13 protein-coding genes and 1 pseudogene are annotated in these 13489 nt (G+C 74.2%); 7 read left to right on the top strand and 7 right to left on the bottom strand.

Features of this window, described 5'->3' with window-relative positions:
• Positions 1 to 84: 84 nt before the first annotated feature.
• Positions 85 to 999 (top strand): ribonuclease H family protein, encoded by a 915-nt coding sequence (locus tag QUE47_RS05930; RefSeq protein ID WP_286218990.1) that lies wholly within the window; start codon positions 85 to 87, stop codon positions 997 to 999.
• Positions 1000 to 1225: 226 nt separating this feature from the next.
• Here QUE47_RS05930 and QUE47_RS05925 read toward each other — a convergent pair whose 3' ends face one another.
• The gene (locus tag QUE47_RS05925; RefSeq protein ID WP_286218989.1) at positions 1226 to 1801 is read right to left on the bottom strand and encodes a helix-turn-helix domain-containing protein; all 576 of its coding nucleotides are present in this window, start codon (positions 1799 to 1801) and stop codon (positions 1226 to 1228) included.
• Positions 1802 to 1849: 48 nt separating this feature from the next.
• On the opposite strand from QUE47_RS05925, the gene QUE47_RS05920 reads away from it, so the two are divergent.
• Together QUE47_RS05920 and QUE47_RS05915 are read left to right on the top strand one after the other, a co-directional pair.
• Positions 1850 to 2779 carry a class I SAM-dependent methyltransferase gene (locus QUE47_RS05920; protein ID WP_286218988.1) on the top strand — a complete coding sequence of 310 codons (930 nt, stop codon included), beginning with the start codon at positions 1850 to 1852 and terminating at the stop codon, positions 2777 to 2779.
• Between the two features lie 41 nt (positions 2780 to 2820).
• Positions 2821 to 3954: an NAD(P)/FAD-dependent oxidoreductase gene (locus QUE47_RS05915; protein ID WP_286218987.1), complete on the top strand. Its 1134-nt coding sequence runs from the start codon at positions 2821 to 2823 to the stop codon at positions 3952 to 3954.
• Positions 3955 to 3988: 34 nt separating this feature from the next.
• Here QUE47_RS05915 and QUE47_RS05910 read toward each other — a convergent pair whose 3' ends face one another.
• Genes QUE47_RS05910 through QUE47_RS05900 form a run of 3 tightly spaced genes read right to left on the bottom strand, consistent with a single transcriptional unit; the run spans position 3989 to position 7253 of the window.
• Positions 3989 to 4723: a glycosyltransferase family 2 protein gene (locus tag QUE47_RS05910; protein WP_286218986.1), complete on the bottom strand. Its 735-nt coding sequence runs from the start codon at positions 4721 to 4723 to the stop codon at positions 3989 to 3991.
• 26 nt (positions 4724 to 4749) lie between these two features.
• Positions 4750 to 6159 carry a PIG-L family deacetylase gene (locus QUE47_RS05905; protein ID WP_286218985.1) on the bottom strand — a complete coding sequence of 470 codons (1410 nt, stop codon included), beginning with the start codon at positions 6157 to 6159 and terminating at the stop codon, positions 4750 to 4752.
• Positions 6156 to 7253 (bottom strand): acyl-CoA dehydrogenase family protein, encoded by a 1098-nt coding sequence (locus tag QUE47_RS05900; protein WP_286218984.1) that lies wholly within the window; start codon positions 7251 to 7253, stop codon positions 6156 to 6158. The genes QUE47_RS05905 and QUE47_RS05900 overlap by 4 nt, the downstream gene beginning before the upstream one ends.
• A 159-nt stretch (positions 7254 to 7412) precedes the next feature.
• Between QUE47_RS05900 and QUE47_RS05895 the strand changes: the two are divergent.
• A pseudogene (locus QUE47_RS05895) lies at positions 7413 to 8647 on the top strand (zinc-dependent alcohol dehydrogenase).
• Entirely contained in the window at positions 8644 to 9696 is a 1053-nt protein-coding gene (locus QUE47_RS05890; protein ID WP_286218983.1) for an NAD-dependent epimerase/dehydratase family protein, read from the top strand. Before QUE47_RS05895 ends, QUE47_RS05890 begins: the two are co-directional and overlap by 4 nt.
• A 4-nt stretch (positions 9697 to 9700) precedes the next feature.
• On the opposite strand, the gene arfB is transcribed toward QUE47_RS05890, so the two are convergent.
• Complete coding sequence (gene arfB / locus QUE47_RS05885) at positions 9701 to 10129, bottom strand: alternative ribosome rescue aminoacyl-tRNA hydrolase ArfB (protein ID WP_286218982.1); 429 nt, start codon at positions 10127 to 10129, stop codon at positions 9701 to 9703.
• 38 nt (positions 10130 to 10167) lie between these two features.
• On the bottom strand, positions 10168 to 10587 hold the full coding sequence (locus QUE47_RS05880) for a nitroreductase/quinone reductase family protein (RefSeq protein WP_286218981.1): 420 nt from the start codon (positions 10585 to 10587) through the stop codon (positions 10168 to 10170).
• A gap of 123 nt (positions 10588 to 10710) precedes the next feature.
• Between QUE47_RS05880 and QUE47_RS05875 the strand changes: the two genes are divergently transcribed.
• Both QUE47_RS05875 and QUE47_RS05870 read left to right on the top strand, forming a co-directional pair.
• Positions 10711 to 11304 carry a GNAT family N-acetyltransferase gene (locus QUE47_RS05875; protein ID WP_286218980.1) on the top strand — a complete coding sequence of 198 codons (594 nt, stop codon included), beginning with the start codon at positions 10711 to 10713 and terminating at the stop codon, positions 11302 to 11304.
• Positions 11305 to 11448: 144 nt separating this feature from the next.
• Positions 11449 to 12378 (top strand): trypsin-like serine peptidase, encoded by a 930-nt coding sequence (locus QUE47_RS05870; protein ID WP_286218979.1) that lies wholly within the window; start codon positions 11449 to 11451, stop codon positions 12376 to 12378.
• A 62-nt stretch (positions 12379 to 12440) separates the two neighbouring features.
• On the opposite strand, the gene QUE47_RS05865 is transcribed toward QUE47_RS05870, so the two are convergent.
• Entirely contained in the window at positions 12441 to 13370 is a 930-nt protein-coding gene (locus QUE47_RS05865; RefSeq protein ID WP_286218978.1) for an aldo/keto reductase, read from the bottom strand.
• Between the last annotated feature and the right edge of the window lie 119 nt (positions 13371 to 13489).

Raw genomic sequence — 13489 nt, 5'->3', positions numbered from 1 at the left:
ACCGGGAGACCCGGACGTGAACCTCGGCAGGAGCGCCGGGTACCGTTCCGTGGACGACGGTCGGGACACGAAGGAGATGCGGGAATGAACGAGTCGGCACGAACTGTCGTCGCGACCGACGGCGCCTGCATCGGCAATCCCGGCCCGGCCGGGTGGGGCTGGGTGAGGGCGGACGGCGTCTGGCGCGCGGGTGCGTTCGCGCGCGCGACGAACAACATCGCCGAGCTCACCGCGGTGCTCGACGCGCTCCTGTCCCACGCGGACGTCGCCGACCTCGAGCTGCGCGTCGACTCGCAGTACGTGATCAACGCGTACACGAAGTGGATGGACGGCTGGAAGCGCAAGGGCTGGGTCAACGCGTCGAAGAAGCCCGTCGCGAACCGAGAGATCATCGAGCAGCTCATCGCGGTGCGTGACGCCCGCACGGCGGCCGGGCTCCCGCCGGCGATGCTCACGTGGGTCCGTGGGCACGCGGGCGACCGGCTGAACGGCTGGGCCGACAACCGCGCCACCGACGCGGCGGCGCAGGCGAAGCACCGCGACGGCGAGGAGTGGGGGTCGGACGACGAGGGTCCGCTCGACGTCTCGGTCGACGCCCCGACCGCGGGCGAGGACAAGCCGGTGCGCTCGCGCGCGGGTGACGGCCGGACGGGTGGTGGTGGGTCCGGCGGCGGCCGGTCGGGCGGCGGCGCGTCCGGCAGCGGTGGGTCGGCTGGCGGTACGTCGAGTGGCGGCGCGGGCTCGGGTACCGGCGGCTCGGGTGGCGCCCGGCCCAAGGGCGGGCCCTTCGGGAACCAGTCCGACCTCGGCGCGCGGATCGGTGGGCTGTCGGCCGTGGAGGTCGGGAAGCTGCTGGAGACCGCCGGCCTGCGCGACCCGTCGACCCGGATGCCGACCGACACCGCGATCGAGTCCGGTCTCGCCAAGGTCTCCACCCTGCGGGACGGCACGAAGTACGGCCGCTGGCACACGGAGAAGGTCGCCGCGCTGCTCCGCTGAAGGCGCATGCCCGAGGTTGCTGAGCCGCACCGCTGAAGGTGCACGCCTGAGGTTGCTGCGCCGCTCCGCGGAAGGCGCATGGCCAGGGTCGCTTCGCCGCTCTGCTGAGGGCGCGTGGCCAGGGTCGCTGCGCCGCTCTGCTGAGGGGGCGCGGCTCCGCATCGACGGCGCATGGCGCACCGACAGCGTGCCCGCTGCACAGGCGCCGCGCCCGCTCAGCGGCGTATCAGCCCGCGTGCAGGTGAGCCCGCTCGCCGTCGTGGTCGAAGATGCTGAGGATCTCGACCGTCCCCTCGTGGGCGTGGACGGCGTGGGGGACCATCGTCGAGAACTGCGCGGCCTGGCCGGTGCGGACGAGCATGGTCCGCTCCCCGAGCCGCAGGCGCGCCGTGCCCGAGAGCACGGTGAACCACTCGCGGCCCGGGTGGACGCCGCCCTCGGGATGGGCCGACGCGCGCTCCTCGGTGATCCGCATCTTCGCCACGGTCACCCCGTGCAGCGAGTCCTCGTTGGACAGGATCCACGTGGTCAGGCCAGGAGAGTCGGCCGGCGCGGGGCGGATGACGACGTCCTCGTCCTCGAGCGGCTCCACGAGCTGGTCGAGGGTCGTCCCCAGCGCCTTGGCGATCGGCACGAGCTGGTCGAGGGCGATGCGCCGCCCGCCGGTCTCGATGCGGCTCAGCGTCGAGGGACTGAGGTAACAGCGGGCCGCGAGGGCGTCGAGCGACCAGCCCTTGGCCTGGCGCAGGCCACGGATGCGAAGTCGGACGACGGCGTCGAGCGGATCCTCTTCTTGCTTCATACGCAAGAGTCTATGTCTTAGTCGCAAGGCGCGCGTACCGTAGCAGCCATGACACAGCACTCACTGACTCACGACGAGCCGCAGGCGCACGGCAATGCCCACGACCGTGCCCACGACCACGACCACGACCGTGCCCACGCTCACGGGCACGCCGACGCGCACGAGTCCCTCGCCGAGCTCCTCGACCTCGACGCCCTCGTCCTCGCCGACCACCTCGGCGAGGTCGCTGGCTGGATCGCGGACCGGGCGCCGTCGGACACCGCGACGGTCGTCGACCTCGGGGCCGGGACAGGGACCGGGACGACCCTCCTGGCCAGCAGCTTCCGCGCGGCCGAGATCGTCGCGGTCGACGTCTCCCCGCAGATGCTGGCCCGCACCGCGGTGCGGGCGGCGGAGCAGGGGGCCGGCGACCGGGTCAGGACGGTCGAGGCGGACCTCGACGCGGCCTGGCCCGACCTGGGCGCTGGTGTCGTGCCCGACGTGGTGTGGGCAGCGTCGTCGCTGCACCACGTCGCCGACCCCGAGCGGCTGCTGCGCGAGGCCTTCGCGGCGCTCCGCCCCGGTGGCGTCCTGGCGGTCGTCGAGATGATCGGGTTCCCGCGGTTCCTCCCGGACGGCCTCGGGCGGTCGGACGGCGGCCCGAGCCTCGAGGAGCGGTGTCACCAGCTGCTCAGCGACAGCGGGTGGAACCACCACCCGGACTGGAGCGACGCCGTCCGGCACGCCGGGTTCGACCGGCTCGAGAAGCGGACGTTCGACGCGGAGGTCGTCGCGGGCGGGACTGTCCCCGCCGCGACGATGGCTCGCTACGCCCGGCTGAACCTCGGCCGGGTACGGGAGTTCCTCGACGACCGGGCGCCGGCGGGCGACCTCGCGCTGCTCGACGAGGCGCTGACCCCGCCGGTACCGGGTGCGGACGACCCGCTCGGGCGCGCGACGGTGCGCGTGCGGCGGACGGTCTGGCTGGCGATCCGATGAACGCCCTGCTGTCCGCTTCCGTACAGAAGGCGCATGAAGAGGTGTACGACGTCGCCGTCGTCGGCGGTGGTGCGGCCGGGCTCGCCGCGGCGATCGCGCTGGCACGTTCGCTGCGATCCGTCGTCGTCCTCGATGCGGGCGAACCGCGGAACGCACCCGCCGAGGGAGCGCACAACGTGCTCGGACGTGAGGGCGTCGGACCGCTGGACCTGCTCGCCGTCGGTCGGCTCGAGGCCGAGGGCTACGGCGTGGACGTGCGGCACGCCGAGGTGCGGACCGCGCGGCGGGACGGGCACGCCTTCGTGCTGAGCACAGGCACAGGCACAGGCACAGGCACAGGTACAGGCACAGGCACGACCGTCCGTGCCCGTCGCGTCGTCCTCGCGACCGGCCTCGTCGACGAGCTGCCCGACGTCCCGGGTGTGAACGAGCACTGGGGTCGCGACGTGCTCCACTGCCCGTACTGCCACGGCTACGAGGTCCGGGGCTCGCGCGTCGGGGTGCTCGGCACCTCGGCCGCCGCGCTGCACCAGACGCTCCTGTTCAGCCAGATCACCGACGACCTCACCCTGTTCCTCCACACCATGCCCGAGCCGGACGACGCCGCGTGGGAGCAGCTCGCCGCCCTCGGCGTGCGGGTGGTCGACGGCGAGGTGACCCGGCTGCGGTCCGGGCAGGACTCGGACCGCCTCGCCGGCGTGGAGCTCGCCGACGGCACGGTGTTCGACCTGGACGCGCTCGTGGTCGCGCCACGGTTCGCGGTGCGCGGCGACCTGTACACGCAGCTCGGCGGATCGCTCGGGGAGCACCCCATGGGCGAGGTCGTGCCGGCCGACGGGACCGGGCGCACGGGCGTCCCGGGTGTCTGGGCGGCGGGCAACGTCACGGATCCGACGGCGATGGTCGGCGCGTCCGCGGCCGCCGGCACCATGGCGGGCGCCGCGCTCAACATGGACCTGATCACCGAGGACACGGAGCGCGCGGTCGAGGCCCGACGCGCGCGGGTCCGCCCGGGCACCGATCGTGCGGGCACGGGGCGGGCGGGTCAGGCGAGCCCCGGCGGTGCGCCCGATGCGTCGGGTGGTCCGTTCTCGGCGGCGTCCGAGGCGAGGGTCTCCGCGATCGTCACCGGCGCCGGTCGTCACGGTCTGGCCGGGGTGCGCATCGGTTCCTGACCGACTGCCCTCGCACAACGGCTCCCGGGAGCGGTCAGCCGGCGACGCGTCCGAGGTCCTCGCGCAGGTATCGCGCGTAGCCGCCGGGCGTCCGGCCGTGGAGCCGGGCGGAGGTCAGCACCCACGCGTCGGCGGTCGGCACGACGCGGTGGCCGAGGGCCCGCACCCGCTCCACGAGTCCGACGTCCTCGTGCTCCTCGACCGGGGCGTACCCGCCGACGGCCGCGTACACGTCGCTCCGGACGCCGAGGTTCGCGCCGTGGACGTGCCCGGTCGCGAGCCCGGGGACGAATCGCTGCCGCCAGGCGGCAGCGCGGTCGGGGGACAGGTCGTCGAGCGGTGGACGGACGGCGCCGACGACGACGTGCGCCCCGGCGTCCGCGAGGTCGAGGTGGTGCGTCAGCCAGTCGGGCGGGACCACCGAGTCGGCGTCGGTGCAGGCGATCCAGGTGCGGTCCGCCCCGACGCCGACGCCCCTGAGCTCGGCGAGCGCCCGGTCGACGCCGAGGTGGCGGGCAACGCCCACGGTCCGCGCGTCGACCTCCATGACGGTGACCTCCGGCCCCGGGACGGCGGCGCTCCCGTCCGTGCACGCGTCCAGCACGACGACGGTCACCACCGCGAGCCCCGGCCGCTCGCGCACGGCGGCCGCGACCGCCTGCTCGACGGACGCCAGGCACTGGGGCAGCAGCTCTTCCTCGTCGTGCACCGGGATCACGACCGCGGCCGCACCGATCCGCTCCGGAGTGGTCGCTCGGTTCTCCGTCACCCCGGTCCCGGCCACCCCTGCCCCCGTCACAGCAGCCCCGTCCGCCGGGCGACCGACGCCGCCGGCGCCGGTACGAGCACGTCGAGGACGAAGTCCTCCTCCTCGTGGTGCACGAGCGTCGCCAGGCCTGACCGCTCCTGCAGGACGCGGTGCACGTCGTCCCCCGAGGTCGGGTACTCCTCGACGGGGTGCCGCCAGTGGCAGGCGACGAGGACGCCGTCCGACGCCAGGGACCCGACCGCGCGGTCGACGCCCCGGTCGAGGTCCGGGCCGCCCCAGTAGTAGCCCACCTCGGAGAGGACGACGAGGTCGAACCGACCCTCCGGCCAGTCGTCGGGGGTGGTCCGCTTCTCGAGGCGGACGTGCCCGGGCAGGCGTTCGCGGGCGACCGCGAGCGGCCGGTCGGCGATGTCGATGCCGAGCACCCGGTCGCAGCGCGCGGCGAGGGCCACGGTGAGGACCCCGGTCGAGCAGCCGACCTCGAGGGCGTCGGCGTAGCGCTGCTCGGGCAGCGCGGCGAGCGTGATCTCCCGTTTGCGCTGCTCGTACCAGCGGCTCTCGAACCCCCACGGGTCGGTGTGGCGGGCGTAGAAGGCGGCGAAGAACTCCTCGGGCAGCGACGCGCGGGCGCTGGGCGGGGCCGCGGCACCGGGTGCGCCGTCCTCGACGGCGCGGCCCTCGGCGACGAACACCTCGACCTCCCGCGTGAAGTGCGCGAGCATCCCGGCGTGCAGCACCGGCTCGTCGCCGGGCGCGGACGAGAGGCCGTCGACCTGCGACCGGTGCGCGCGCAGGGCCTCGCGCTTCGCGCCGAGCTCGTCGTCCGAGAGTCGCACGCCCCGCAGCCGGTCCCAGGGGAGCGCGGCTGCGCTGCCACCAGGGTCGGACGGGTCGGCGCGGTGCCAGGCCCAGATCGGGTACTCGAGGAGCTCGTCCGACCCGACGACCTCTGCCGCGACCTCGCCCAGCACGCGGTGGTCGCGGTGCGGGTCGCCGCGCCACGGTGCGCACACGACGGTCGGCCCCGGGTGGGTGGCGATCGCCGCTCGCACGGCACGCGCGAGGGGTTCCCGGGCCTCGCGCAGCCCGCCGTCGGGCAGACCGGCGAGGTGGAGCGTGGCGCCGGTGGCGAGCGCGTGCGTGGCGTCGAGCAGCTCGTAGCGGCGCAGCCTCGCGACCTCCGCCGGTCCGTAGGTGCCGGACGCCGGGTGCGAGCCCTCGCCGTCCGTCGCCACGAGGACCGTGGTGGCCAGTCCCGCGCGGGCCGCCCGGGCGAGCAGCCCGCCCGCGCCGAGGGTCTCGTCGTCGGGGTGGGCGGCGAGCACGACGAGGTGCGCGACGTCGTCCGGCAGGTCCCACCGGACCGGGCGGTCGAGGATCCCGGCCTGCCGCCAGGACTCCTCGGGGGTCCCCTCCTCGCGGTGGTCGAAGCTCACCACGGTGCGGCACCGTCGGCGAGCAGGTGACGGCCGTGGCTCGCGAGGTCGCGCTCGGCATGGTGCTGGCGCAGGTAGAGGCCGAGGTCGGCGCACCGGCGGGCGAACCGCTCGTCGGTGGTCAGCGGCCCGGGCCCGAGGGCGTGGGCGGCGTGGGTCAGGACGTCCTCGGCCGCGGCCGCGACGACGGAGCGCACCCGGCGAGCGGTCGTCGCCGGATCACCGGTCGGCTCGTCGACCTCGACGGCCGCCGCCGCGAGCGCCGTCCGTGCCGCGTGCAGCGCCGTGTCCACGGCGCCGAGGTGCGCGAGTGCGATCTGGTCGGGCTCTCGGCCCGGTCGGTCCGCAGCGGCGAACATCGCGCGCGCGACGCCGGCCGCCCCGCCCCACCAGCACGCCGCCACCCCGATCCCGCCCCAGGCGAAGCCCGGGCGCTCGAGGTACCAGCCGGCGTCCCCCACGGGGACCGCGGGCGCTCCGTCGAACCGCACGGACGCGCTCACGACCTGGGCGAGCCCGCGCGCGTGCCACGGACCGTCGGCCGCCTCGACGCCCGAGCCGCGCAGCCCGACCGCGAACAGACGGCGGCCGTCGTCCGTCCACGCCGTGACGAGCGCGTGGGACAGCGAGCCGGCGAGCGAGCACCACGGCTTGGTCCCGTCGAGTGCCCAGCCGTCGGCGGTCTCGCGGGCCTCCAGGCGTACTCCCGGACCCTCGGCGGCATACACGCCCCAGGTCGCGCCGTCGTCCGCCCCCACGCGGTCCAGGTCGGGCGCGAGCCCGGCCGACCGTGCCTGGGCGAGGACGGCGAGGGCGTCGAGGTGCGGCTCGACGATGCGGGCGACCCCCACGTCGTCGGCGGCGAGCGACGCGAGGATGCTCCACAGCTCGCCGGTCCTGCCAATGCCCGGGAGCGGCGCCGCGCGTCCGAGGCGCTCGGCGAGCCGGAGGGCTGCCGGGACGTCGTCGGGGTCGACGGTCGGCGTCAGGAGAGCCGCTGTGCTCTTCGGGGGCCGGGTGCTGTCCAGACCGACCCAGGGCACGGCGGACGGGGCGGTGTCCACCGGTGCGGTGGTGCGGGGCTGGTCGGTCACGGGCCGTCCTCGAGCGTCGGGCGGGCACCGCGTGCGGTGCGTCGAACGATGGATCTTCACATCTCCCGGCGGTGCTCGCAGCGCTACGCGGCGGGACTGCGAGTTCCGTCCCGCCGGACCATCGTGATGGTCCGTCACCGTCGGACCCGAGGAGAGACCATGCGTGCAGTGACCTGGCAGGGACGCGAGAGCCTGCGCGTCGAGGACGTGCCCGACCCGCAGCTCGTCGAGCCGACCGACGCGATCGTGCGGATCACGTCGACCGCGGTCTGCGGCTCCGACCTGCACCTGTACGGGGTGCTCGGCGCTTTCATCGACCCGGGCGACGTGCTCGGCCATGAGCCGATGGGTGTCGTCGAGGAGGTCGGTGCGGAGGCGACGAACCTGAAGGTCGGGGACCGCGTCGTCGTCCCGTTCAACATCTCGTGCGGGCGTTGCTGGATGTGCTCGCGCGGCCTCCAGAGCCAGTGCGAGACGACGCAGGTCACGTCGCAGTCGAAGGGGGCGGCGCTGTTCGGGTACACCAAGCTCTACGGCCAGGTGCCGGGCGGGCAGGCCGAGTACCTGCGGGTCCCGCAGGCGCACTACGGGCCCGTCGTGGTGCCGGACGACGGCGAGCCGGACGAGCGTTACCTGTACCTCTCGGACGTGGTCCCGACGGCGTGGCAGGCCGTCGAGTACGCGGACGTCCCGGCGGGCGGCACCGTGGTGGTCCTGGGGCTCGGCCCGATCGGTCAGATGGCGGCGCGCATCGCCCGCCATCGTGGTGCCGGCCGGGTGATCGGCGTCGACCGTGTGACGGAGCGGATCCTCATGGCGCGCCGCCACGGCGTCGAGACCCTCGACCTGCGCGAGACGGACGACCTCGCTGCCGCGGTGCGCGACGTCACGGACGGGCGAGGGGCGGACTCCGTGATCGACGCCGTCGGCATGGAGGCGCACGGCACGCCCGTCGCGCAGGCGATGCAGCGCGGAGCGACGTTCCTGCCGGACGCCGTGGCACGCCCGATGATCGAGAAGGCCGGCATCGACCGGCTCGGGGCGCTGCGCGCGGCCATCAGCAGCGTGCGCCGTGGCGGGACCGTCTCCTCTCGGGGGTCTACGGCGGTGCCGCCGACCCCCTGCCGATGATGGACATGTTCGACAAGCAGCTCACCCTCCGCATGGGTCAGGCGAACGTGCGCCGCTGGATCGACGACGTGCTGCCGCTGGTCTCGGACTCCGCCGACCCGCTGGGCGTGCTCGACCTGCGCACGCACCGGTTGCCGCTCGAGTCGGCGCCCGAGGCGTACGCCATGTTCCAGAAGAAGACCGACGGGTGCATCAAGGTGGTGCTCGACCCGGCGGCGAGGCCTGCCGCGTCGCCCTCCGCGGGCACGGAGGGCGCCGCGTGAGGGTCGCCGTCCTGGGCGCGACCGGGAACGCCGGCAGCGCGGTGCTGCGGGCGCTCGCGGCGGACAGCGCCGTCGACTCCGTGCTGGGCCTCGCCCGACGCCTGCCCGATCCCACCGCGGAGCCGTTCGCGGGCGCCGACTGGGCGACGTTCGACGTGGGGGAGGAGACGTCGTCCGCCACCGAGGAGGACGCGCTCGTGGACCGGCTGGCCGCGACCCTCGCCGGGGTCGACGCCGTCGTCCACCTCGCCTGGCTGATCCAGCCCAACCGGGACCGCGGCTTGCTGCGCCGCGCCAACGTCGACGGGACGCGCAGGGTCGCGCTGGCCGTGGCGCGCGCGGGCGTGGCGCACCTCGTCGTCGCGTCGTCGGTGGGCGCCTACACCCCGGTGTCGGACGACGTCCCGCGCGACGAGTCGTGGCCGACCGGCGGGGTGCCGACCTCCCACTACAGCGTGGACAAGGCCGCGCAGGAGCGGGTGCTCGACGCGTTCGTCGCCGCCCACCCCGAGGTCGTCGTGACCAGGCTGCGGCCGTCGCTGATCTTCCAGGCCGACGCGGGCGCGGAGATCGGGCGGTACTTCCTCGGGTCGCTCGTGCCGCGCCGGCTCCTCGCGCCCGGGGTGCTGCCCGCGCTGCCGGCGCCTCGAGGTCTGCGGCTGCAGGTGACGCACGCCGACGACGTCGCGCGCGCGTACGTCGCCGCGGTGACCCACCGGGAGCGGGCGCACGGAGCCTTCAACGTCGCCGCGGACCCGGTGCTGTCTGGCGACGACCTCGCCCGGATCGTGGACCACGGCAGGTTGCTCGAGCTCCCTGTGGGGCTGGTGCGCGGCGTGCTGGCCCTCGCGTACCAGGCGCGGCTCGTGCCGACCGATCCCGGGTGGCTCGACATGGGCATGGGTGCGCCGGTGATGGACTCCTCGCGGGCGCGCGCGGACCTGGGGTGGTCGCCCGTCCACGACGCGCCGTCGGTGCTGCGCGCGATGCTCGAGGGCCTCGCGGGGCGCAGGGGTCTCGCCAGCGCACCGATGCGACCGGAGGGCTGACCGCTCAGCCCCGCCGCAGCCGCTTCGTCTCGGAGCGCTGCTTCTTGGCCTTGAGGCGCCGCTCCTGCGACCCGCGGGTGGGACGGGTCGGACGCCGCTTCTTCGGTGGGGCTGCCACGGCGGCGGACACGAGGTCCGTCAGCCGCTGCGTGGCGGCGGCGCGGTTGCGCAGCTGCTCGCGGTGTTCGGCGGCGGTCACGGTGAGGACCCCGTCCACGAGGCGGGCGCCGAGGCGCTCCGTGATCCGTTCGCGCTGGGTCGCGGTCAGCACCGCCGACCGCGCGACGTCCCACGACAGCTCGACCCGCGAGTCCGTGGTGTTCACGCCCTGACCGCCCGGGCCGGAGGCACGCGAGAACCGCCAGCGGAGCTCGGCGCGCGGGATCGTCAGCGCACCGCTCACCGGTAGGCCGGAACGGGCGGGGGAGGTCATGGCACCCATGGTGCCTCGACGCGCGCCGTCCGCGTGCCTCAGCGGCGGCTGAGCCGCACCACCGGGATGACCCGCGACGTCTTGGCCTCGTAGCCCTTGAAGCCGTCGGACATCGCCGTGAACTGCGCCCACCCGGCGTCGCGCTCGTCGTCCGGCAGGACGGTCGCGCGGACCTCGACGGTGCTGATCCCCTCGGCGTCGGGGGTCTCGATCGTGATGTCGGGGTGCGCGACGAGGTTGTGGAACCAGTCCGGGTTGGTGTCGGCGCCGGCCTTTGAGGCCGCGATGAGCCAGGTCCCGTCGTCCTGCGGGATCGCGGCGAGCGGGGTGATGCGCTCGGTGCCGGATTTCGCGCCGACGTGGTGGACGAGGATGAGGCCTCGGCCGAAGCCGGCGGTCTCCACCGTCCCGCCGTTGCTGCGGAACTCGTCGATGATCTTCTGGTTCCAGTCGGACATGGTGCTGCTCCTCGGGGTGGGGCGGGCAAGCCGGGCGGGCCACGCGGTTCTCCACTGGTGGAACGCCTCACCTGCCCCGGTATTCCGTGTCGAGCCGCGCCGTCCGACCGCTACGGTCGACCGATGAGCGAAGACCACCGCCCCGTCGTCCGGCCGATCCACGCGCACGAGTGGCGCCGGGTGCGCGACCTGCGGCTGCTCGCCCTGACCGACGAGGTCGCGCACCTCGCGTTCCTCGACACCCACGAGGACGCTGCGCGGCGTCCGGACGAGTTCTGGCAGGAACGGGCCGCGGGATCGTCGGTCGAGGCGGGCGAGGACTCGAGGTTCCACCAGCTCGTGGCCGTCGCCCGGCTCGGGTCCGGCGACGGCCCGGACGACCTGCCGGACGGCGGAGCGTGGCTCGGGAGCGTCACCCTCCTCGCGGAGACCGCGGGCGACACGGACTTCTTCGGTGCTCCCGTCACGGTCACAGGCGTCCAGCTCGTCGGGGTGTACGTGCGACCCGACGCGCGGGGGCGCGGCCTGATCGATCGCCTCGTCGAGGCGGCCGTCGCCCGGGCCCGCGAGCGCGGGCACGACCAGGTCCGGCTGTTCGTCAACGAGCACAACGTCCGCGCCGCGGCGGCCTACCGACGGTGCGGCTTCGTCGAGACGGGTCACCGGGTGGCGGGCAGCACCGGCGACGAGGTCGAGATGGTGCGCGCGCTCGGGTAGCCGCCCCGGGTGAGTTCCACCGTGCTCGGCATCACGCGTCCGGCCGGCCCCTCTCTCCACGTACGGACCGACCGATGCGCGGCCGGTCACCGGTGGAGGGACACGACCATGTCACCGCGTGAAGCATGTGACCCGGACCGTCCGATGGCGGAGGTCCGCTGCGAGAAGATCGACCGGGACGGCAAGGGCGACATCCCTGAGAAGCTGAGGCAGTTCGACAGCTTCGCCGACCTCGAGCGGTTCGACGTCGTCTCCGTCTCGGGCGACGAGCTGGCCCGGGTGGCGGCCGAACCGATCGAGGCGTTCGCCCCCGCCTGGACGGCGGTGCGGAGCAAGCCGGTCCCCGCACTGCGTCAGGAGGGCTACCGCTCGAGGATCCGGTACCGGGGCAAGGAGCTCGAGCCGGCGGTCGTGCTCGGGACCGACGAGCGACGTACGTACAACGACACGTCCTACCCGTGGGGCTGCATCTGCAAGGTCGTCACGACCGCCGGGACCGGCTCCGGCGTCATCGTGGGCCCGCGTCACGTCCTGACGGCCAGCCACGTCGTCAACTGGTCGGTGCCCGGAGGGGTCAGCGGCACCGTCGAGGTGCACCGTGCCGGGCCGTCGTTCTCCGCGATCTCCCGGATCCGCCGCGTCTTCGCGTACACGCAGGTCACGGGCAGCGTCGGCTGGACCGAGCTGGACGAGGACTACGCCGTGCTGGAGACGGCCGATCCCATCGGCGAACGCTTCGGCTGGCTCGGCACGCGCCGTTACTCGAGCGGCTGGGACCGCGACCCCTACTGGTACAACCTCGGGTACCCCGGCGACGTCGGCGGGGCGAGCTGGCCCGTGTGGCAGCGCAGCAAGTGGCTCGACGAGCACGCCTGGGACTTCGGTCCCGCGCGCGCGATGGACACGAACGCCGACATCAACCCGGGGAACTCCGGCGGACCGATGTTCGCGTGGTGGGAGGCCGGACCGTACGTCGTCGCCGTGGTCTCGGCGCACGACGTCGACGACCGGGAGAACTACTGTGCGGGCGGGTCGTACCTGGTGCGGCTCGTCCGGTGGGCGCGAGGTCTGTGACTCTGCCCGTCGGCCCGCGCGTCGCCCCTCGTGGGCGCACGCGCGGGCCAGGCGCCGTGCCGTCAGGGGACGATGTGCCCGCCGGCCCGGAACAGCTCGTACCACTCCGCGCGGGTCAGCGGGATCTCCGAGCCCTTCGCGGCCGCCGCAACCCGTGACGGCGTCGTCGTGCCGAGGACGACCTGCATCTGCGCAGGGTGCCGCGTGATCCACGCCGTCGCGATCGCGATCGCCGGCACGTCGTACTTCGCGGCGAGCCGGTCCACGACGGCGTTGAGCTCGGGGTGCTTGTCGGACCCGAGGAACACGCCGTCGAAGAACCCCGCCTGGAACGGGGACCACGCCTGGATCGTGATGTCGTTGAGGCGGCAGTAGTCGAGGATCCCGAGCCCTCGGTCGATCGACTGGTCCTCGCCGGCCATGTTCATCGCGACGCCCTGCGCGACGATCGGCGAGTGCGTGACCGACAGCTGCAGCTGGTTCGCGACGAGCGGCTGCTCCACGTAGCGCTTCAGCAGCTCGATCTGCCCCGGCGTGTGGTTCGAGACGCCGAACGAGCGCACCTTGCCCGATGACTCGAGCGCGTCGAACGCCCGCGCGACCTCCTCGGGCTCGACGAGCGCGTCCGGGCGGTGCAGCAGCAGGATGTCGATGTACTCGGTGTTCAGCGCCTCGAGCGACCCCTCGACGGATTCGACGATGTGGTCGTACGAGAAGTCGAACCCGTCGGGCGGGACGATCCCGCACTTCGTCTGGATGGTCCACCGCGCGCGCTCGGCCGGGCTCAGCCGCGTGGCCTCGGCCCACCGGCGTTCGCAGGCGTGCATCGAGCCGCCGTAGATGTCGGCGTGGTCGATGAAGTCGATGCCCGCGTCGCGGGCGGTGGTGAGGAGCTCGCGCACCTCGTCGTCCGACTTCTCCGCGATCCGCATGAGCCCCAGCACCACGTTGGGTGCGGTGATCTCGGTGCCGGGCAGGGTGAAGGTCTTCACTGAGCTTCCTCTCGTCGCTGGACGGCGCCGCCGTCGCCGGCGGCCCGCAGGTGAGGCTGCGAGGTGCCGGACGACGTCCGGCGCGTCTTCCGTGCCTCTCCCCCGAGCGTAGGACCTCG

It is taken from the genome of Paraoerskovia sediminicola (genome assembly GCF_030296575.1).
GTDB lineage: Bacteria > Actinomycetota > Actinomycetes > Actinomycetales > Cellulomonadaceae > Paraoerskovia > Paraoerskovia sediminicola.
Note: the sequence above shows the minus strand (reverse complement) of the source record. Positions and strands in the feature narration are given on the sequence as shown.